At 41.6% G+C, this 21,148-nt stretch carries 19 protein-coding genes and 1 tRNA gene; 8 read left to right on the top strand and 12 right to left on the bottom strand.

The annotated features are described in order from the left end of the window. Positions 1 to 23: 23 nt before the first annotated feature. Entirely contained in the window at positions 24 to 1,202 is a 1,179-nt protein-coding gene (locus tag H8K32_RS14510) for a CaiB/BaiF CoA transferase family protein (RefSeq protein WP_186913252.1), read from the bottom strand. Then, complete coding sequence (locus tag H8K32_RS14505; RefSeq protein ID WP_222613123.1) at positions 1,202 to 2,062, bottom strand: HTD2 family dehydratase; 861 nt, start codon at positions 2,060 to 2,062, stop codon at positions 1,202 to 1,204. Before H8K32_RS14505 ends, H8K32_RS14510 begins: the two co-directional genes overlap by 1 nt. Before the next feature lie 136 nt (positions 2,063 to 2,198). On the opposite strand from H8K32_RS14505, the gene H8K32_RS14500 reads away from it, so the two are divergent. Further along, positions 2,199 to 3,077, top strand: coding sequence for a LysR family transcriptional regulator (locus tag H8K32_RS14500; protein WP_281388557.1), 879 nt, complete (start codon positions 2,199 to 2,201; stop codon positions 3,075 to 3,077). 177 nt (positions 3,078 to 3,254) lie between these two features. Here the strand turns inward: H8K32_RS14500 and H8K32_RS14495 are convergent, their stop codons facing one another. Next, complete coding sequence (locus H8K32_RS14495) at positions 3,255 to 4,124, bottom strand: alpha/beta hydrolase (protein WP_186913250.1); 870 nt, start codon at positions 4,122 to 4,124, stop codon at positions 3,255 to 3,257. 134 nt (positions 4,125 to 4,258) lie between these two features. Here H8K32_RS14495 and H8K32_RS14490 point away from each other — a divergent pair, with 134 nt between their 5' ends. Further along, positions 4,259 to 4,699, top strand: coding sequence for an Lrp/AsnC family transcriptional regulator (locus H8K32_RS14490; RefSeq protein ID WP_186913249.1), 441 nt, complete (start codon positions 4,259 to 4,261; stop codon positions 4,697 to 4,699). A gap of 84 nt (positions 4,700 to 4,783) precedes the next feature. On the opposite strand, the gene mobQ is transcribed toward H8K32_RS14490, so the two are convergent. Next, positions 4,784 to 6,133, bottom strand: a complete 1,350-nt coding sequence (gene mobQ, locus H8K32_RS14485; RefSeq protein WP_186913248.1) for a MobQ family relaxase — start codon at positions 6,131 to 6,133, stop codon at positions 4,784 to 4,786. 172 nt (positions 6,134 to 6,305) lie between these two features. On the opposite strand from mobQ, the gene H8K32_RS14480 reads away from it, so the two are divergent. Beyond that, the gene (locus tag H8K32_RS14480) at positions 6,306 to 6,584 is read left to right on the top strand and encodes a mobilization protein (protein ID WP_186913247.1); all 279 of its coding nucleotides are present in this window, start codon (positions 6,306 to 6,308) and stop codon (positions 6,582 to 6,584) included. Between the two features lie 199 nt (positions 6,585 to 6,783). Then, the gene (locus tag H8K32_RS14475) at positions 6,784 to 8,244 is read left to right on the top strand and encodes a hypothetical protein (protein WP_186913246.1); all 1,461 of its coding nucleotides are present in this window, start codon (positions 6,784 to 6,786) and stop codon (positions 8,242 to 8,244) included. A gap of 59 nt (positions 8,245 to 8,303) precedes the next feature. Here H8K32_RS14475 and H8K32_RS14470 read toward each other — a convergent pair whose 3' ends face one another. The 6 genes from H8K32_RS14470 to H8K32_RS14445 form a co-directional block, all read right to left on the bottom strand. Continuing rightward, positions 8,304 to 9,545, bottom strand: coding sequence for a hypothetical protein (locus H8K32_RS14470; protein ID WP_186913245.1), 1,242 nt, complete (start codon positions 9,543 to 9,545; stop codon positions 8,304 to 8,306). Between the two features lie 239 nt (positions 9,546 to 9,784). Then, the gene (locus H8K32_RS14465; RefSeq protein WP_186913244.1) at positions 9,785 to 10,720 is read right to left on the bottom strand and encodes a hypothetical protein; all 936 of its coding nucleotides are present in this window, start codon (positions 10,718 to 10,720) and stop codon (positions 9,785 to 9,787) included. Positions 10,721 to 11,222: 502 nt separating this feature from the next. Continuing rightward, positions 11,223 to 12,770 (bottom strand): primase-helicase family protein, encoded by a 1,548-nt coding sequence (locus H8K32_RS14460; RefSeq protein WP_186913243.1) that lies wholly within the window; start codon positions 12,768 to 12,770, stop codon positions 11,223 to 11,225. 152 nt (positions 12,771 to 12,922) lie between these two features. Then, positions 12,923 to 13,249 carry a hypothetical protein gene (locus tag H8K32_RS14455; RefSeq protein WP_186913242.1) on the bottom strand — a complete coding sequence of 109 codons (327 nt, stop codon included), beginning with the start codon at positions 13,247 to 13,249 and terminating at the stop codon, positions 12,923 to 12,925. A gap of 215 nt (positions 13,250 to 13,464) precedes the next feature. Next, entirely contained in the window at positions 13,465 to 13,755 is a 291-nt protein-coding gene (locus H8K32_RS14450) for a hypothetical protein (protein WP_186913241.1), read from the bottom strand. A gap of 96 nt (positions 13,756 to 13,851) precedes the next feature. Beyond that, entirely contained in the window at positions 13,852 to 14,298 is a 447-nt protein-coding gene (locus tag H8K32_RS14445; protein WP_186913240.1) for a hypothetical protein, read from the bottom strand. A gap of 151 nt (positions 14,299 to 14,449) precedes the next feature. On the opposite strand from H8K32_RS14445, the gene H8K32_RS14440 reads away from it, so the two are divergent. Continuing rightward, positions 14,450 to 15,142 (top strand): hypothetical protein, encoded by a 693-nt coding sequence (locus H8K32_RS14440; protein ID WP_186913239.1) that lies wholly within the window; start codon positions 14,450 to 14,452, stop codon positions 15,140 to 15,142. 83 nt (positions 15,143 to 15,225) lie between these two features. On the opposite strand, the gene H8K32_RS14435 is transcribed toward H8K32_RS14440, so the two are convergent. Next, complete coding sequence (locus tag H8K32_RS14435) at positions 15,226 to 16,383, bottom strand: hypothetical protein (RefSeq protein WP_222613122.1); 1,158 nt, start codon at positions 16,381 to 16,383, stop codon at positions 15,226 to 15,228. A gap of 195 nt (positions 16,384 to 16,578) precedes the next feature. Then, complete coding sequence (locus H8K32_RS14430) at positions 16,579 to 17,067, bottom strand: hypothetical protein (RefSeq protein ID WP_186913237.1); 489 nt, start codon at positions 17,065 to 17,067, stop codon at positions 16,579 to 16,581. A 49-nt stretch (positions 17,068 to 17,116) separates the two neighbouring features. Here H8K32_RS14430 and H8K32_RS14425 point away from each other — a divergent pair. The 3 genes from H8K32_RS14425 to H8K32_RS14415 all read left to right on the top strand — a co-directional run bounded on the left by H8K32_RS14425 (position 17,117) and on the right by H8K32_RS14415 (position 20,866). Further along, positions 17,117 to 17,191: transfer RNA gene (locus H8K32_RS14425), tRNA-Arg, on the top strand. Positions 17,192 to 18,043: 852 nt separating this feature from the next. After that, entirely contained in the window at positions 18,044 to 18,775 is a 732-nt protein-coding gene (locus H8K32_RS14420; protein ID WP_186913236.1) for a substrate-binding periplasmic protein, read from the top strand. A gap of 177 nt (positions 18,776 to 18,952) precedes the next feature. After that, entirely contained in the window at positions 18,953 to 20,866 is a 1,914-nt protein-coding gene (locus H8K32_RS14415; protein ID WP_186913235.1) for an ATP-binding cassette domain-containing protein, read from the top strand. The last annotated feature ends 282 nt before the right edge of the window (positions 20,867 to 21,148 follow it).

Here is a 21,148-nt window from a genome sequence, read left to right as displayed (position 1 = left end):
GTCTCCTGTTATTGTATAAATTTTTAAATAGCATTAGCTTGTCGCAGCAGTTTGATTCGCTCGCGTGTATATCCCAGATCCACCAAAATTCCTTCAGTGTGTTCTCCTAGTGCTGGAACTGCATCCATGCGAACATTTCTAGCGTCTGAACCGGGCGGTAGCAAGGCGGGTAACTTACCTACAGGAGAGTCAATTTCTTGCCAGCGATTACGCGCCATTAACTGAGGATGTTCCCACACCGCCTGCATGTCATTGACCCTTGCATTCGCAATTTGGGCTGCGTCAAGCAGGTCAATCACTTTTTCTGCCGTCAAGCTAGCGAACGCATTGACAATAATTTTTCGCAGCACAACACGCCCTTCACTGCGTCCGCTGTTAGTAACGAAACGAGCGTCTGATGCCAGATCAGGTAGTCGAAGAACTTTGCTACAAAATGCGGACCACTCTCTTTCATTTTGCAGTCCGAACATGACCGTTTTCCCATCTCCTGTAGGGAATGGTCCGTAGGGATAAATAGTGGCATGGCTTGCACCGGAGCGTTTCGGCGGAGCAGCTCCCTCATAAGAAAAATAGAGTGGAAAATTCATCCATTCAACTAACGATTCAAGCATGGAAATATCGATATGCTTCCCCTTCCCGGTTTTATTTCGTTCTAATACTGCCGTTAAGATATTTGTATAGGCATACATACCGGCGGCAATATCTGCAATGGAGGGACCTGCTTTTGACGGTTCCTCTTCGGTTCCTGTGACTGACAAAAAACCGGATTCACTCTGAATCAATAAGTCATATGCCTTTTTGTCGCGATACGGACCATCATTGCCATATCCAGAAATGTCGCATACGATAAGGCTAGGTTTTTTAGACGACAATAGTTCGTATGACAGTCCGAGACGGGCAGCGGCACCTGGTGCAAGATTTTGCACCACGACATCGGCTTCCTCCAAAATCAACCGGGATAAGATGACTTGAGCTTCTTCTGTTTTGACATCCAACGTCATACTTTCTTTGGAACGATTCGCCCAAACAAAATGAGACGACAAACCACACACCCGTTCATCATATCCCCGCGCAAAATCGCCCCCCCCTGGACGTTCAATTTTTATGACGCGTGCACCAAGATCGGCTAATTGTCTGGTTGCAAACGGTGCCGCGATGGCATGTTCAAGCGTCACGATGGTAATTCCAGTTAACGGTTTCATCATTTAATCTCCGCAATTGCATCCATAGTTAGATAACCCTCGTGATCTTTGGCCCACAAATGAATAGTTTTGCCATCCTTCAAAGGCTCACCACAGACAAAAAAATGATGCAGGTCAAACGTAGGACGAATTGCCTTAAATTCAAAACTAATAAGTTCTGCGTCTGGGTAGTTCCAACGAAGTAAATCCACTAGTAATGTCGCAATTAATGGACCATGTACTATCAACCCTGGATAGCCCTCTATTTGAGTGACGTAACTTCGATCGTAATGAATACGATGCCCATTAAAGGTCAGAGCTGAATATCTGAAGAGGAGCACTTCGCTAGGAATCCACTTACGTTCCCAAGCTGAAGATAATGGTGCTGCCAATGGGATTGTAGGAGTATCATTCACTTTTAAGGCATCGCGATAAACGATATCGTGCCACTCGGACAGCGCTATTTCAGTTGACCCAGAGATGCGAATATCATGACGTACAGTAACGAAAATCAATGATCCTGTTCGTCCTATTTTTTCTGTAATACTTTCAATTTCAGATGTCCGGGATACTGCATCGCCAATACAGACAGGGGCATTAAATTTAAATCGCCCACCTGCCCACATTCGTCGTGGTAAGGTCACCGGAGGTAAAAATGATCCTAATTTTGCATGTCCGTCTAATCCGATTTCAGACTGTAAATGTTTAGGCAAGAAATAGAGCCAATGCCAAAGTGGGGGTAAGGACAAGCCCGGTTCAGCCAGTTTTCCTTGTCGATCTAAAGTTGCGGACAAGGCAGCGTATGGAGCTTGAGAAATCACGTCACAGATAACTTCAGTTTTCCCCAGCCATTTGCTCAATTCAATGTGGTCGTTTTTCATAATTGACGATTCGTAGATTTCCAGTTAATGTGTTTTACATGCGCCCATAATCAGATGAATTGATAATTTGTGGAATTTGTAAGTTTAGAAGACAGTCTTTGAGAAAATAGAACCCTTGCGATACGACCTAGTAGACATGAAGCTTTTTATGCATATTGCCGAAGCAGGCAATATGACACGCGGTGCCGAGAAAATGCACATATCCGTATCTGCAGCAAGTTTGCGTTTAAAAAATTTAGAAGAAGCGCTAGGAGTTCCTCTCTTTGAACGACTGGCAAAGGGTGTTGAATTGACTGCCGCAGGAGAAAATTTTTTAAGTCATGTCAGAAAAATTCACTCAAATCTTGAGCGTATGCATGCTGACTTAAATGAGTTTTCCTTAGGAGTAAAAGGAAGTTTGCGTATTTATGCAAATACCAATTCAATCAACTCATACTTACCCGAAAGTCTCTCTACTTTTTTAGCTAACAATCCGAGTATTAATATTGATCTGCAAGAACACAACAGTAATACCATTGCGCTAGCGGTAATGGAAGGCGTTGCAGATATAGGGATAATGGCTGGCAACATCCCCACTATGGGACTGGAATTTTTACCATTTCGAACTGATCGTTTGATTTTAGTCGTGCCAAAAAATAGTAAATTCGCGGACGAATTATCTATTCCATTTAGTACCGCTTTAACTCACAATTTTGTATGTCTTGACGTTGACTCGGCCATTCAAATTTTTCTACAGCAGATGGCGACCCAGATGGGGCAGCGGCTAAAAGTTCGGATACATGTGCGTAGTTTTGATGCAATATGCCGCATGGTGGCAGCGGGAGTCGGGATTGGCGTAGTACCACATAGTGCTGCTGAGGAGCACATCCAAGCTGGAAAACTATCAGGTATAGAACTAGCGGATGATTGGGCTATGCGAGAAATGAAAATTTGCTTCTTGAATTTTAATAAATTATCCAGTTACGGGCAACAGCTTGTACAATTTCTTTCAAGTGGTTACTGTGGAATAAAGTAATTTATACAGCTACAGTCAAGGATGAACACCTTAACGCTAATATGACCTAAAACTTAGTGCGTTATACCATCCCCACCTGCCTTTTATTGTATTTTAAATAATTTTATCGACATAAACGAAGCTCTTCAGGTAACTAATGGCTTTACCTGAATTGAGAATTACTTATCAGTATCGAATCTAAAATATCTCTTTTAGAAAATTAAGAACTACTGACAAATTCGCTTCAGCCCCATTTGGATTTCGTGTGTGATCAATCGTAGATGAACCATGTATGCTCGTTGTTTTTGCTACGTAATGGACTTTCCTAACGCTTCCAACCGCCGAAAATAACGCGTGTGCTGCGGACACTTCAGTTGGCGTTGCTGCAGAAGTAATGAATACTGGTGCAATGGTTTTTGACGCCGCAGCTTGTGTCCATCCATCTTGTTCAACATCGGTCATTTCCGCAGAAAAAGAAAGTACGGCTTTCACCCTATTTGGGTATTTCGCTGCCAAGCCAAACACTAGTGAAGCAGAATCACTGCTCCCCCAAACTACAATTGGTAAATTTTGTGTAGCCCCCCATTTTAATGCGGCTTCTAAATCAGGAAATGCATCAATATTTTTCGAATCTTTTCCTTGAAATTTTACAGTCTCATTGATCTTATTGAATGCATCGCCACCGTGACGTTCGTCAATGGCAAGCGAGCTGTACCCCTCTCTCATTAAACGGGGAGCGATGTTGTAGTACTCGGCATAGTTCGAATTCCCTTGATGAAAAAACAGAATCAATGCACGCGGTGCGACCGCTGAATAATGTATCGCAAATATTTTAGTACCGTCTGTCGCTTTAATCTGTAACGGAATGCCTAATGGGGCGGAAGGTGCAGCAGGACTGATTTGTTGGTTCATTGCAAAAACGTCATTGCAAACAAGCTGAAACGTAAAAATAATGAATAGGCCGATAACAAAGCATAATCTGCCACTAACGACACTAAAAGTCCTATAAGCGTTGGATAATTGACTCATATCTAAAACTCTCTCAATAACGTTGAATGCGGTCAGCATGATTAATGCTAAACCTATGCACAGAAGGGACGATAAAATAGCTAGAAGTCAAATACAAATTATATCCTTTTCAATTTAAAATTAACCGCGTAAAAATAAGCAAAATAGCATTGCCAACAGAGGAAAACTAAGCGATGGACAAAATTGACAGAGTAATTATCGCAAAGTTGCGAAGCGATGCGCGAATGAGCTATAAAGAATTGGGAGAGAAAATATTTTTAAGTGCTAACGCAGTGTCAGAGCGAGTACGTCAATTAATTGCAAAGAAAATAATTTTAGGCTTTACCACTAACATTAGCTTGACTGAACTCGATTTGAATGTACAGGCGATCATTGATGTGAAACTAGCGACAGGGACTACTGCTGCCTATTTTGAAAGCGTGATTGCATCAATCCCTGGAGTACTAGAAGCAACCTTAATGACTGGAAGCTCCGACTATATGTTAAAAGTGGCATGTACTGACCAGATAGATTTAATGAGGTTGATAGAATCATTGCGGGAGCGAGCAGGCGTTCAGGACACTTATAGCCGACTGATACTTAAGCAATTTATCGTTCAAGAACCAATTAGCTGAAGTTAATTTTTTACAATGTAATCAATAATATTTGCATCCCTGAAGAATGCAAATACACACGGACTGCCTGGACACTTGGACAAATCAAATTTTCAATCGTGGAAGATGAACCTGTCCTGCTCCACCAGCTCCACTACCATCTGTTTTGTCAACTACATAGCTTTTAATGATGTTGGTATCATTGGCAATCTTCAATGCAGGTTTGTAGTCACTGATGATCTCCAAATCTCGTTTAGTCGGTTTATAGCCTGTAATTTGTTCTGGTCTGAATGCCCCTGATAAAACTGCTTGGAGAAAAATTTCGGACCTGAATTCGTCACTGCCTGTCAGGTGAAGCCCTTGCCAGCCTTTTTCTACGGCTAATCTAATCGCTACTTTGATTTCTTCGTCCGTGCCACTCGCTATTTTGATTTGACTACCATAGTCATAAATTTTTCCGCCACCATTGAGATTGATTTGAAAACATGTGCCAATCTCGGTTTCAATCTCGTCCACTCCTTTGCAATCGCTGGCAAATATCTCCAACAAAATCGGAATGTAAGTTCTGGCAAAAATCGCTTCGCGGTATTTTCTACTGTTCTTTGTGTCGGTTGGGTTTAAGAATAAATGCTTGGATTTTTTTGCTTGAACAATTTCTTGCTGGATTGGATCGGCTTCACCCTCCAATTTCAATGAAGCGATTAATTGTTTACTTTTTTCGTTACTCATATTCTTCTCCTGAATTAGTGTGTTGAGTGCCTTTCGTTTTGAGGTAATGCCTCGTTTATCCATCGCATGGCAATTTGCGCCGACATGCACAGTCGGAATTTGGTCCACCCCCTGGTCTTGCAAGCTGCGATGGTCTATGCGGGATTTGCTACTTGCAATTGACAGCCTTCTATTACAGTGACTCGCCCATTGTTCGCGCCATCCCTCTAATTGCTCTTTACTATTCCATTCCCTATTTTTCTTGCCGAAGCCATCAAAAGTGATATTGATTTCACGAGTGTTTAGCAAAATATGTGCATGTGGATTGCCTGGCTTATTGTGAATAACAACGTCGGCTATCATGCCCCTGCTTGTGAGCTGTGTATGCACAAATCGTTCAAGCAAAATAATGTGCTGTGAAGGGCTTAATTCAATCGGTAAGGCGACTTCTATCTCACGAGCTACCTGTGCATCCTTTCTGGTTTCGGACTGCTCTACAGCATTCCAAAGCTGTTCACGGTCTTTCATCCATTGCGGTGCATTGGGTGGTGTAAAGATACGGCGATACGACACTTCTTTTTTGCGGGTGTAATCAAAAAATTGACCCGTGCGGCGATCGTGGATTTTTTGGCCAGCTCTATATGCTGCACTAGCGGTTGAACTTCTCCCGCTGGACCTTGAAATAATTTTTACACTCAAATGGTATATAGCCATATTTAATTCTCCTGAACGTCTTTGTTTGCGCATTCAGCTTTAAGCACACGTTGAGAGATTTATCCTCAATGTATAAGTGCGCATTTCGCTGTTTTATTTTTTTGCCTTTTGCTCTTGACGTTTCTTTTTTGTTTGTTATTCCTAGTACTACAGTGTGAAAATGAAATGTCAACGCTCACACAATAAAAACAGGAGATTAAAAAAAATGAGCAAACCGAATTTGAATAAATTACTTCAGCAGAAAGCAGAACTAGAAGCCCGTATTCAGCAAACGAGAAATCGTGAGGCTTTAGAGGAAAGAAAACGCGATACCAGAAGAAAAATTCTGGCTGGTGCTTATGTGATTAAGCTTGCTGAGAATGACTTGAAAAAGCTTGGGAGGGAATTGATTGCAGCAGGAATGTTGGAACCAAGAGACTATGCCTTATTTGGAGTAGCAAATGATCTTGACGGCACTGATCCTGATCGCCTGGCTTTGGTCTGATTGATTTTTATATATAGTAATATTGGAAAAGTATTTAGATGAGCTATTCGGGAAAAATTGGTCGCCCAATCGCTAATGTGAAAAATGCGTGCGCGGAGCAGTACTGCCAATCCCAGTTAGTTAAGGAAACACGACGGACAGAACCCCGCTGGACGCTTAAATTACAAGCGGCCAAAATACAAGTAAAAGAAAATTGACCATGACTTTCCAATTTAATTTCAATCGTGAAGAAAACTACCTTGTTAACGCCACGCTGTCTACGGATGGCGTTGAGGTCGAAGGAGTGTCTTGTAAGTTATACTTGCCTGAGCGGATTTACGAAAAACCGTATCTAGTTCTCAAGCCAGCTCAACATGAGGCAGGGAAAATTTTTCATTTGTGGAAAGCAGCGTTAAAAGCTAGGGTAATTTCACTAAGTGGAGAAACCGAACTCGCAATAGATGCCCCAGAAGTATATTTTTCCAATGTTTCACGCAGAGCTTTGGGTGGTGGTTTATCTGAAACGACAATGCCAGGCGAGCCACAAGATTTACATATTGTTCAATATATTCACGGCAGTAAATCTAATAAAAACAGGACCAAGATCGCCTTCTGGATTAGTCAAAATAAGACACTCACACCTAGCGCGATTTGTACCACCTCGTACACTGGGGAAGTCAAGTACGAGACCGTACGGAATTTCGAATTCACGCTGAGAGATGGGTTAAAAATCTCATTTGCAAACCACTTTCGGAACAAAACGGAAAAAAATAAAAATCTCATTCAGTGGTCATATTTAGTTGCCGGTGCTGAATTGGAAAGTGCGGCTGATGACGTAGAATCGATAAAGACTCGAGCTCTTGAAGATGTCGATGACTTCCTATTATTGACATCATTTGCCACTAGGCATAGAACAATGTGCCTGGGCTGGACTGCATCAGATGACCAATCATTGACAACATTTTATCGAGGAAATTATGCATTTCCGAAGCCAGAAGATAGCGCTGATGAACGCGACGAAATAGTTGACATTCAACATTTCCAGATGTTCGTTGAAAGGTGCTATCCAACTTTTTCTCAGTTTAAAAATAAGTTGGCTCTTCGCAGTGCACTACATGCAACCGTGACCTCCAAATCAAAAACGATAGAGAATTCGTTTCTGAGTTTATTTGCGGCACTGGAAACGCTGGTTTCAGACTTCAGAAAAAGCGAAAACATGGAGTTTGTTTTGCCTGAAATCGAGTGGAAAAAACTAAGAGATTATTTGCAATGCTGCATAAAGAAATCATCGGATCCCGAACTTATTTCAGACCAAAGAGCCACCATCTATAAAAAGCTTAATGAACTAAATCGCGTATCGCTCAGAGATGCGTTTGAGGCATTTTGTAAAAAATATTCGATAAATCTTACTGACCTATGGCCTATATTCAGCACCAATGGAATTTTGGGACTTTCAGATGTCCGGAACAAATTAATACATGGCGATCCATTTCCTGAAAACTTAATTCAGCCACTCTCGATCGCCAACGAAAATTTACGATATACCGTAGAGCGGATTGTCTTTCATATACTAAGATGGGAGATCGAAAATACCAACCTAAGTATTAGTCTGCTTCGTCAGAATACGAACATTCTGAATCTACATTCTGCACAGACAAGCCTTTCCACACCTATCAATTAGTAAATTGCATTTACTTGCCTACTGCCGCCGCTAGGAGGACTCTACATATTTGTAGAATGTCATATATTGCATATGGTCTTAAGCATATTTCTGAAGGCTTCTTCGTTATTCGGCTTCATACGGACCTCTAGTGGTCGGGGTAAGTTATATTCATCAGAGCGACCTGAAACTTGAAAAAAAATTGCTGTTTCGTTTGCAACACTGCTACTGTCAAGCTTACATGCCTCATTTTTGCTTGCTGACAATTCAAAGTCCATTAATTTGTTAGATTCCAAATGAATAGTAGGAATAATAGTATTTTGATTTGTAGTTGGCTTCCATCTTGTAGAAACAACTATTGGAATTAATCCTTGATTATCTATACTTTTTTCAACTCGCCCATCCCAGTTGGCATACAAAGTATAGTCTTGATAACGCTGAGGAATAACAGTCATTGCACATACGACTTCATCATTTCTTAAAACACAAAAGTTTGTTGTAATAATGATCGGGTTTTTCTTGGCATCAAGCATACGTCTATTTTCTTCAGTCAATGCTTTAGAGCTAAAGTGATGCAATGCCTCAGCAGAAAATTGATTTCCTGTGACCACGAATAAATAAAAGGCGATAGGATATATTTTAGATGATGAGCTGAATAGCTTTAGAACTACCTCATCTTTTAGACCTAATTCGGTTTTAATTTTTCTACGAATAAACCCAAAGTATTTAATTGCACCAAATATGATAAATAATAGATCGCAAAAAACAGATGTAACCACTGTAAAACTACCTTGAAGTAGCGTTGGTTTTGGGGAGATAATTACTATGTGCGAACAAAGTTCTCCGATGAACATTGATAAGGTTCCATAAAAAATCGCTGCAAATATTGATAGCACACCAAATATAAAAACGCTTCTAAAGTCTACGCTGATTTCTTCAACTATTTTTTTTGCGAAAAAAAACGCTACAAGCAGCTCCAAAGAAAGATAAATAGTCAATAAAAGAAATGGGGATAACAACACTGCAACTGGGCTTTGAAGAACTGCTGTATATATCAAGGAAAATTCCCAAAGACTCGGAAAGGCAGTCCCCAATAATATTGTTATAACTATTCCCATTAAAATAGTTGGCAAACATAGCAAAAAAATCAAACTTGCAATAATATATTTTTCATTTTTCTTTTCAATTTCGTCTGTTAAAAATAGATTGAAGTTCGTATCAAAAAACTTAAATCCTAATTTAAATCCAAGAGCTGCTGGCTTTATTAAGCTTTTTGCTGCGTTCAATAAGAGTTTGATTCCAGAAATTTCGTTATCCGCCATCGTCTGCTACCACCTTAAATTTTATTTGTATCCGTTGATTGAAAGTGACCTGCTCCCGTGAATTAGTATGATGATAATCTAGAGTCTGCCCAACGGGAGGCAGGCATGAAAAAGCGATTTACCGAAGAACAGATCATTGGCGCCCTCAAAGGAGGCCGAGGCCGGCGCGAAGGTGGCCGACGTGTGCCGCTACGACATTGCCGATGCGACGTGTGGAGCTACAAGGGACAATAGTTGACTTACTTTTGAATCACTTCACTCGAAACGTATCTCCTAGTCAAGTTTGCCGTCAGAGGGTTTTTTGTCTCCAAATATGCGCGATATTCATTAGGTTCTCGAAGAATTGCGAGATCGTTTTCGTAAAATTTGTTATCGACACATTTGACCGCCGCTAAACCGATTATTGACCCCTCGCTTGGGAATGTAGCCTGGAAATTTTTTATTGAATCCTCGAGAACTTGATTAGAGAAATTTATGTGACCACTTATGCTTTGTCGAACTGTTGTATGTGCTTTCGACAAACCCTCCAAATAATCACGAATTAAAAATTTCAGATCGATTTTTTCTCCAAGTGCTTCTAATTCCTTCAAAACTGTCTTATTAAAATCACCAGTGCGTAATTCATCTGGGCGCAGGTATGGATCAACTGTGTTGCGATTGAGCCCCTTTTTTTGCGTGTCTTGCTCAATCCATTGAGAGTGATAAGTCGTGCCGTGCACGGGGAGCCCTTGATGCTGCACGAAATTTCGCAACTTACACATTGTCCGATAACCTATTCGTGCGTCGTATTCTGTTGAAAATGAGGCTACCGCTGATTCAACTTTACTCTTGTCTCGCAAAAAAATATTATTCAGGTGTTGCTTTGCAGAGTCGGTATACGCTATTGCAGTCGTCAGAAAATTCATTATTCGCCGATCAAAAGTCGCTCGAGTGACTTGAAACCACTGGTGATTTTGGCCACCCAAAACCATGTCACGAAAACTTGATTTGAGCAGAGCTTCCTCAAATTCAATATAGTTCTCTACAATGAAGTCGAATTTCTGCTCCAAATAAAGTGCCTCGCGAAGAACCATCTTAGCTTTGGCGATTTCCTGGTATGTCTCTACCGAAATCGGGAGGAATGTTGACGAGGCAATGACCAACCGTTTCAAACCGTATTGAATTTTTTCTTCCATTTTTATTTAACTTTTTTTGCAGATGTTGTCGTGAGTTCTTAATTGAACTTTAACCTGCATGACACGCTTTGTCAGTGGAAATTTAAAATCCTTCACATCACTTCGATAAAGTTAATTTTAATTTCTATTGGTTCTGCTCGATTCTGCTCTTCCAAAAACTCGCGTAGAACCGGGAAAGCGTTGACACACATAGCTCTTTCCATAGGTTCTGCGGTTCTACTCAAAATATTGATATAAAGAAGAAGAGCAGAAAGCTTACTGCGCTTTTTATCTGTACCTAACTTGTGTCGTTCGCGCAGAACCTGCTTTTTTGTCTGAAACACTGATGAATGTTGACTCTTACGGTTCTACTCGCAGGAGAATCAATACCAGCATAGATTTCACAATAAAAGTGTTACTGGCATTGGCTTTCCCGGTTCTGCGCATTTGGCATGATTGGACATGACTACCCCAGAAATGCAAAAGAGCCTTGCGGCTCTTCGTTCATTGCAGCTCAAATTAATCAGGCTTGCTTCTGGAAATTGACGATATTGGATTTGTCGTCGTTGGACTTCAATGCACTCTCATCTTCATAGTCAAAGAAAACCATCGTTGGCTCGGCATTGCAAATATGTCGTGCAAATCGTTTCATGCATTCAGCTCGGCTTGGCAACTGATAAAAATAGCCCTGAGTTTTACTCTTCCAGTTGGATCGCCAATTTGGGTTGTCCTGGTCGAAGGCAAATACCTTGCTCATGGCTTTACCCATTTCGTCGGCACTGGGCATAAAACGGAAACCAAGGCTTTTGCACCACTCTAGGCAGTCGGCATAGAAAGCATTACGATAACAACGGCTCTGGGTGCTATCAGGAGCCTTCACAATCGTTTTATTCTCTACCATGGCTGAACCATTCAAGACTTCATAGATAAATCGCTCTGGCAATGGCAAGCTACGAATCATTAAATTCATTCGTGCTTTGGTGTTAGGAAAATCTCGTGGTGCAAAGCTAGAAATATCACGAGTTTTAAGTGCATGGAAAATTGCTTCACGACCTCCGTTTTTAATCCACTCATTGTATTGATGAAAGAACTCACCTGGCTTGGTTTTTCCCTTATAACGAGGGCTACCATCAACTACAAAGAAACGACGATCTTCTTCACCCACTGGTACACACCATTCTTCATTGGAAGCGACAAAAATACGGGAATAATTACGGACTTGAATTTCAGGTCGTCCTTTGTCATTGATTGTATTCGTGCCCTCGGTGATCATGGCTTTCAATCGTCCTTCAGCAGATTTGTCGCCACCCCAAACCGCTTCGTCCGCAAAGATAACGAAAGCATTCAATAGATGCCCATTAAATGTACCCGTTAAGCTGTTGGTAGAAGATAAATGTTTATAGTTGTCTGTAAATTCGCCAATCGTCTTCATGAGCGAACCTTTACCGATACCTTGGGTTCCGCGCATCACGATTGCAACTTCTGGTAGCTCGGCTGGTTTTTGGACCATGTGTGCCAAGTAGTTCAATAAGTAGGTGATACAGGTCTCGTCGTCGTTACACAACGCGGCGATCAAATCCAAGAAAAGTGAAATGTCGCCTTGCTTTGGTTGAACTTTAAATCCTCGCCATAAATTCCAATATTTCTTTCCACAAGTTTCTGAAGGGTCAAAGACAATGCCTTCATAACGAGTCGCCTGCTTGTCTTCGAGAAATGCTTGAGTTACAAGCACTTTTTTATCCTCACGAGACTTACCTGACTTAGCTTTTCCCTGTGGGACGAAATGATAATGGTGGGCATTGAAATTATGAAAGTCCACAATATTTTGAAACTCAAGACTTTGCAAATAAGTGTCTTCCCAGCAGATATATGTTTTTCCTGTGCGATTAATAATTGCATATTTTTTACGGAACTCCTGCAAGTCACGAAGTAATGCAATTTCGTTTGCAATACCGCCCTCATTGTCATCAGATTTCATATTCTCATTTTTATTTGCAGCCACACTCACAGTGACTGGAGCACCAAAAAATGGGTCAAAGGATTCTTCATTTAAGTTATCTGTCGTGTTCATGATTTTTCCATAATTTTGAGTTTTTGTTTTCCATGGATACGGTGGAACTTCAAAGCCTACACCCGCAGACCTGAACCGTTGTGTCACCGTGAACCCCGCTGCAACAGGACTCTACACATAGGTACGTCGCTGTAATTGGAATTGAATCGCGATTAGTGAAAAGTCGCGGTGCCGCTGGTTTCGTCTTTGAAAAGTAACTTCAAAGAAAAGTCGTTGCCCAATTGATTGAGCTGAATGGTTTTAAGGTCAGTGACAGAATAGCCTTTGTGGGCAATATCAATAATCAAAGCGAACATAATGCCCATTGCTTCACCGTCCATAATGTCATAGAGACCGTCAGTCAAATTCACCCAAAGTGCAAGGCTGTCTTGAGAGAGCTTTTTGTCCAAAGCAATGCCAGCAACATCGGCAATGTCTAAGATCGTTTGAATGCCTGAAACGGCAGAAATTACTGGGTGCTTTTTTTGTTTGGTTGACATAATGTTTCTCTCTAAAAATAGTGGATTGTTTTTACTGCTACTTTTTTTCTTTTTTCCTAATCTCAGGTAGTGACCGGTGATTTCGGATTGCCGCTACTCCCGGCAAGCTCGCTCTATTTTTTGGAAACTTTGTCGATGTATTTTTTACCGCTTTGTATTACCGACTAACCCACTGTCAGTGCTGCTTATCGTGGGCTAATTTTTTCTATGCTGTTTTACACCTGGGAATAAATGGTGGTGATTACTGGGTCGTTCTTGACATAGCCTTGCCTTGGTTTAGCAAAGTGCTGGTCATGTATCACACTGACTGCTTGGATTTTTTTCATATCCAATAGCTTCCAGCCGACTTCTTCTGTACAACTTGTTCCACCCACTTGAAAGCCGCGCACATATTCTTGTCCTGCTGAATTTGCGCCAACAATATGGGCTTCAATGATTCTTGGTAGTCCCTTGTAACAAACCATTAAGACCTGCCTATTTTTTATCGATTCTTGAATCTCTTGCATGGTGGTTCCTTTCGTTTAAATGTTTTTTACTTCTCCTTGTGCTACAAAACTTCGGTGTTATGCGATTTATTTTCAATCGCTGAATTTGCTACTCAATCAGTTGTACAGTGCTTCGTAATACTTATTACTGAAATTTTCAAAACGATCTGTTTGTCCGTCATAGGGAAAATCGGTATCACCTGATTTAATGCGTTGTTCCAATTCGTAAAATGTTTCACAACGGGCGATATAAGGTGCATAACAACTCTTAGGCTGGTAATTTTCCAGAAACCACTCAATGGCTAATTCCTCGGTAAAGCCACTAGAAATCGTCTCGTTGAATTCACCCATATCCCAATAGCCAATCACATATTTCCTTAACTCCCAAAAATCTTCTTCACAGTCGTATTTGCAGGATGGGCAGCCATTTTTCGTGAATTCGTATTCGGTTACGGTATCGATATAATCATTCCATTCGTCTTCGGTCAACCTGCTGGTTTCAATCAATTCAAATGCGCTAAGCCAGAAACCAACATCAAAGTCGTCGTTATTTTCGGTGTTCATATTCTTTCCTTTATATAAGTTGTGTTTGTGGGGGAAATTATATAAATTTTGCGCATGTAGGAATATTGATCGTTCTGGCAAAACAAGGCTTGGTAAAATCACAATAATTACTATCGTAGAAAACTACCCTCTTTCTTTATCGCAATCAAAAATGAACACCATTAAAAAAACTGACAAGAAATTGACGGGATTACCGAAATTAAAGAACCAGCTTTGGTTAGCGTCCGTAATAGAAAGGAGCCAACAGGTATCCCTTGAGCAAACGTTGTATTGGCTGTATCAAAAAGGGTTGGAAGGCGATTCAAACAAGTGGTATCGGTATAGTGCTTGTTCTTCAAAGCCACGACCAGAACTCATTAGCGAGGTAGATAAAATATTGCCTGGCACAGCAAAAATATACCGTTCAGGGTCAGAGCGGTTTCCCCTGTTTCTTGTACTAGACAAAAATGAAGGTGTTTGTAAAAGGGTGGTATCTAGCTTGCTTGCGGATGCACAGCTCTATAGGTCAGGGCAAACTCTTACCGAAAAATGCCACACATTATTTCAGCACATTGCTGAAATAGATTTTCAGCAAGCTTGGTGTCGCCCACACTATGATTTTGAAAAACTGCTTGCCGAACCGACTGCAAATGCAATAGGTGAGAGTATTAAAATACAGAATTTATCGTCACGGACTATGCTTGCAATTATCGCACTGTGGAACGTTACCATTTTGCAGAACGATATTATCGCGACTAACTGTGCGGAATACTTGATGTTTGGAATTTTAGGTGCCCCAATGGAAGAAAATTTCGGAAAGCCAGTTGCTGAATTCGTTTCAGAAATGTTTCATATGGCGGGTTAATTCATATAAGGACATGGCAATCCAACTATCTCTCTCGTCCGAAAAAATAAACATCGCCTCTCTCTACGGACTACCGTTCAGAGTTATTCCTTTGCTCTTGCCGCCTCCAATTTTATAGCAAAGAACATCAGCGCATATGCGATGTCATCGCACAAGGTATGGAACTTATCAACAAAATTAATTGATGAAGTTAGAGGCTTCACAATCGCGTGGTCAGCCCTTATACGGTATCCCTTCACTTCATCAATGATGATCGTAGCCTTCGGCTCGATCCCAGCTTTTGTTTCGAGTAGCTGTAGCTGCTGGAACGTACTTAAAGCTCTTTTAGACTTATGAGTGAACTCATCTTCCTTGGTGCTAAAGTCTTCTACCAAAATCTTTTTGATAGTGGATGCGACCAAGCTATCGGTACCAATAATTTTGAAGAGCTCGCTACACGCATCGAAAAACGCTTTCTCCGTGTTCTCGAAAGGAATCCTCAAGTGCGGATTGTCCGTGTGTTTGAACAAGACAAGTTTATCCAAACTGCTATTAACATATTTCACGGCTTCTACAAAGTTTTCCAACGGATTTTCATAATCTACAAAAGCACCTTCAAAAGTTCTTTGCATGAACTTGGAATAGTTCTGGTCAAGGCTAGCAACCTCAGGACTAGAGATTTCAAATCCATGCCAATAACGCTGCTGTGCTTCATCAAGGCTAGCGAGATCTTTGTATGGGACTAAGACAGCACTTCTTCCATTTGCGAGCTGTTGCCGCCCATGCCTTACATAAATATGTGTTGCCTCATTAGCAGTGTTGGAACGAATCGAGCCACCTGAGAGAGAATCTTCAACATCATAGAACTCTGGCCTATCAAGGTATTTTGCAAGCACTTCTTCAGAGAAGTACACCATTGCATATTGATGTGATCCCTTGTGGAGTCGTTCAACATATACGGGTAATCCTTGCCGTGCTAAGTCTGAGCTGTAGAAATAATCAGTCAGAATTTCGGGGGTGGGGAAAATGACATGGGCAATCGTCGCTTTCTTTGCAATCCTCATTCTTCCTTTACCAATGCTCATAGTGAAGAGTTCTGCATTTTTGTTTAAGCGGCATTTACCTGCAACCTCTAAGTCAATCATCGCTTCCATGACTTTGCCATTGGATGCTCCGATACGTTTAGCTATGTCAATACTAGTGATCCCAGCATGCGTCTTACTCCATTGCTCTACGGCGCAATCAAGTATCTTTTGGTCCAACGTCTTCGCCATGTTTTTTGAGTTCTCAGTCGTTGTACTTCATTGAATATTTTGTGGAGTTGATCTCTCAAGCTGATTACAGAGGTTGAATAAGTTAATCACTTTATGTAACATCGACGCCTACCGAGGTTATTGAGACCATGCTGTCTATTTAAATTGCAGTCATTCCAATTTATCTATCGTCACTGTTTTAACTCAGATTTTCCCATCGTTTTCTTCAAGGCTTTTGGTATCGCCTTTAGGCTTAAATTTCTCACTAAACTGCTCAACCATTTCAGCAGATTTTTGGTACTTCAAAATATTTTCCGCAAGATTTGTAATTTCTTCCGCCTGTGCGAAGAGATTTCCAGCAAATGCTCTGAGCAAAAATAAGTGCGATAAATTCACACTGGAGGAAGGATGGCTTATCTTCTCTGGCGTTGATTTTTCTTTTTTGGGTTTATCCTCTGGTTCTGCGCTTTGATGCACCGAGCCAGTCAACAAAAAATCAGCAATATGGAAAATAGAATAGTAAACACTGCGCCCAATATTTTGGTGCGGAATGGGAAATTTATTCTCTTCCCTAAGTTTGCTTTGCTGTTTTGGTGAGATTGGAATTTCTTCTGCCAACTGCTTGGGGGTCATCACAAGCTTGCCATTGGTTTTGCCTTTGAGATGTTCAATTAGTTGGTTCTGAATTTCCATTCTTACTCACTTAAAAATCTACTAAAAAGGTTATAATAGCGGGCTTGAGGTCGCCATCGCACAATGGATAGTGCAATCCCCTCCTAAGGGATAGATGCAGGTTCGATTCCTGCTGGCGATACCATTTCATACTCAGACATACGCCCGCAACAAACTCCATTATTAATACTTGCTATTTTAATCGCCAACCATATGTATTGGCGAATTTCGTTCGCCCGACCAAAATAAAGAAAATTTTATTGGGACAAATTTGGGACAATCTGGGACACGAAATTAGAGGAAACAAAGGGACTAGAAAGGACTTAAGCGATTGAATTTATTGAGTTTTTTATTTTCTCAAGGGTAGGATAGTTCGCTTAGGAGGCATACGTTCTATCCATTGAACTACGGCGAGACACGGTGTGAACAAGCGTCCAGCCATGTTCAACAAGCCCGCCATATTACCTGAGCGAAGCGGAACAATCAAATCAAGCTTTTAGAGCCGATTTATTTGATCGTTACTCAGTCACTGAGCCTCTGGATCAACATCCCGTAACTGAAGAAAATACTTCTCAAAAAAAATCCGACCTTGCTTTGATGTAAAAAGTATTTCCATAGCGTCTGAAATGCTTCTTCATTACCGCTAGCAAGTGCATTACCAAAGACACAACTACAGACAGAACTAGAGGCAGAACTACAGGCATGATTACATTCGTAAAATAAGCCATCAACAAAGTCGCTTAAAGTTCATTGCGAAAAAATACAAATATCCTATTCTGTAAAACATCGGATGTGTTTCTCAGGTTCACGACCTACCAATTATTCTGCCAAGAAATAAATACGAAGAAACAACGAGTAGCGACACCGACATTCAAAAAAATTATCGCTGCCTTTTGACTTCACTTCTGCAGAATGTTAGTCAGATAATCAAAGTAAAGCCTTGTTGTAAAGCCTTGTTGTAAAGCCTTATTCTCAGCTTTTTACCGTAGGAGGCAATATGAAAGTATTACGTTCATCGTTCTACATCTTTGGTCTTGCTTACATGCTGACAACTCAACCGAATCTACTCAAAGCCGAAAATTTGGTCACTGAAGATTACCCACCGTTTAATATTGTCAATCCAAAAACGGGCGAAGTTACCGGGATGTCCACAGAAAAAGTGCAGGAACTGATGAAGCGTTCCGATGAAAAATATACCATTGCTGCTTACCCATGGTCTCGCGCAGTACAAATGGCGCAAAACAATCCAGAGACTTGTGTATTTTCAACGTCGCGCACTCCTGGACGCGAGAATCTGTATAAATGGGTAGGTCCCTTAGTCAGAAATAATTGGACCATCTTCGCCCGCGTGGATGACACCCGACACCCGAAAACCCTAGAAGACTTACGTACCTATGTCATCGGTGGATACAGAAATGATGCGGTAGCAGAATTTTTTTCTTTAAAAGGTTTCGAAACCGACCTAGCCAATGCCGATGCAGATAATCCACGCAAATTGCTGGCTGGACGTTTTGATTTCTGGGCTAGCGGTGAGTTACTAGGTATTAACATTCTCAAGCAACAAGGCTTGACCAAACTGATCGTTCCACTATTTACTTTCAATCAAGCTGATATGTATTTGGCATGTAATTTAGGCTTACCACAAGAAAAGATCGACAAGTGGAATCAAATTTTGAAGAATATGGAAAAAGACGGTACCAGTGCAGCGATAGAAAGGAAGTATAAATAATCAGCTTTTCGGGGCATCAGCAGGCAAATACCTGCTGCCCCGTCAATTTAAGCCATAGACGATAGTTTATCTGCACTTCCTCCACAGGCAGACGTGGAATGCACGCCGGTCTCGCGTACAATACGGGTTTTCTCCAATTTAGTCCGGCCTTTTTCGCCGCTGACCTCACAGGTATTTATGGCAGTTATCTCATTAAGCGATGCCCAATTGGCATTCGGTCACGTTGCCCTGCTCGATCATGCAGAGTTTTCCATTGAAGCCGGCGAACGTGTCGGTTTGATCGGCCGTAACGGTACAGGTAAATCTTCTTTACTGAAAATCATCGCACGGACATCCAAAATTGATGACGGTTTGCTTGTCATGCAACAAGGGATCAAAATCGCCTATGTCGAACAGGAACCGCAATTCTCACAAGATTTATCGGTATTTGATGCCGTCGCTTCAGGTCTGGGCGAATTGCCTGGGCTCTTGCAAGAATATGAAGAATTGACAGGTCAATTTGGCGGTGACAATGACGATGCATTGATGGAGCGCATGCATGATATTCAGGTCAAACTGGACGCCGCTGATGCGTGGAGCTTAAATAATAAGGTTGAAACCACACTCGATAAACTGAACTTAGCCAAAGACGCCATCATGGGCACCTTATCTGGTGGTATGAAAAAACGCGTAGCACTGGCATGCGCCTTGGTAAGTGGTCCAGACGTGTTGTTGCTTGATGAACCAACCAATCATCTGGATTTTTCATCGATACAATGGCTGGAAGGTCTGTTAAAAGACTTCAAAGGCAGTGTGTTGTTTATTACCCATGATCGTAGCTTCCTTGATAACGTGGCAACACGCATTATTGAACTCGATCGCGGTAAATTAACCTCATTCCCCGGCAATTTTACGACCTACCAAACGCGTAAAGAAGAACAGTTGGAAGTTGAAGAAGTAGAAAATGCCAAGTTCGACAAATTCCTGGCTCAGGAAGAAATCTGGATACGCAAAGGCGTGAAAGCTCGTCGTGTACGTGATGAAGGTCGGGTTAAGCGTCTTGAACAATTACGCGTTCAGCGCAGCGCCCGTCGCGAACAACAAGGTCAGGTAAAACTCGACGTGTCGTCGGGTGAACGCTCAGGAAAAATCGTAGCTGAGATGGAAAATATCAGCAAAAACTTTGGCGAGAAAATCATCGTGCGCGATTTCTCCAGCATTATTTTGCGTGGCGACAAAGTTGGTTTGATTGGTCAAAACGGTGCTGGTAAAACGACTTTACTAAAAATGATTTTAGGTGAAGATCAACCAGATAGCGGCACGATTAAACAAGGTAGCAAATTGCAAATCGCGTACTTCGATCAGATGCGCGCGCAACTCAATGAAGAAGCCAGTCTCGCCGAGACAATCGCACCAGGTAGTGACTGGGTCGAAGTCAATGGTCAGCGCAAACATGTGATGTCCTATCTCGGCGATTTCCTATTCGCACCCGAACGTGCTCGCTCACCAGTCAAATCATTATCAGGTGGAGAGCGCAATCGCTTGCTATTGGCGCGTTTATTCGCTAAACCTGCCAATGTGCTGGTGCTCGATGAACCGACCAACGATCTGGATATCGATACGCTGGAATTGCTCGAAGAATTGCTAGAAGAATACACAGGTACCGTGTTTTTGGTCAGCCATGACCGTACCTTCCTCGATAACGTAGTGACGCAAGTCATCGTTGCTGAAGGTGAAGGTCAATGGCGTGAATTTATCGGTGGCTACAGCGATTGGGAACGTTATCGCAATACGGTCACCTCTTCGAAATCGACACCAAAAACTGAGGCCAAGACTAACTCATCTAACACCTCTTCTGCGTCCGCTGCACCAGCCGCAAAGGCGAAAAAGCTCAGTTATAAAGAGCAACGAGAGTTAGACGAATTACCAAAACTTATTGCACAATTAGAGGCTGAACAAAAAGAGATCACAGAGAAATTAGCTGATGCTGACCTGTATAAAAACGGGCCGGAAGCAGCAAATAAACTCAATGCACGCTTTGAAGAGATAGACGGCTTATTACTAGAAGCTTTGGAAAAATGGGAAGCGGCAGAAACAAAAGCCAATCCCTAAACCGAGTCAAACACACCCGAAAAATGTCAGACCGGTCGTTTTTACTGACCCGTCTGACAATTGTCAGGTTCTGGTAAGTCATACCTGGCACTCAATCACAAGTAATCAATCACAAGTAATCAATCACAACATAATTAATATTTCACAACTATAGTGAATGCTATTGCAGTAAACTAATTATCCCTTTGCCGATATATAAAAATATCGCTGTCGATAAAGTGAGATGCGCCTGAAATATTGATGCCCCTCTCATTTCGTCCACGTTGTTAGATGGATTCAAGA

This window comes from Cognatundibacterium jejuense, from assembly GCF_014284255.1.
Taxonomy (GTDB): Bacteria; Pseudomonadota; Gammaproteobacteria; order Burkholderiales; family Burkholderiaceae_D; genus Undibacterium; species Undibacterium jejuense.
Note: the sequence above shows the minus strand (reverse complement) of the source record. Positions and strands in the feature narration are given on the sequence as shown.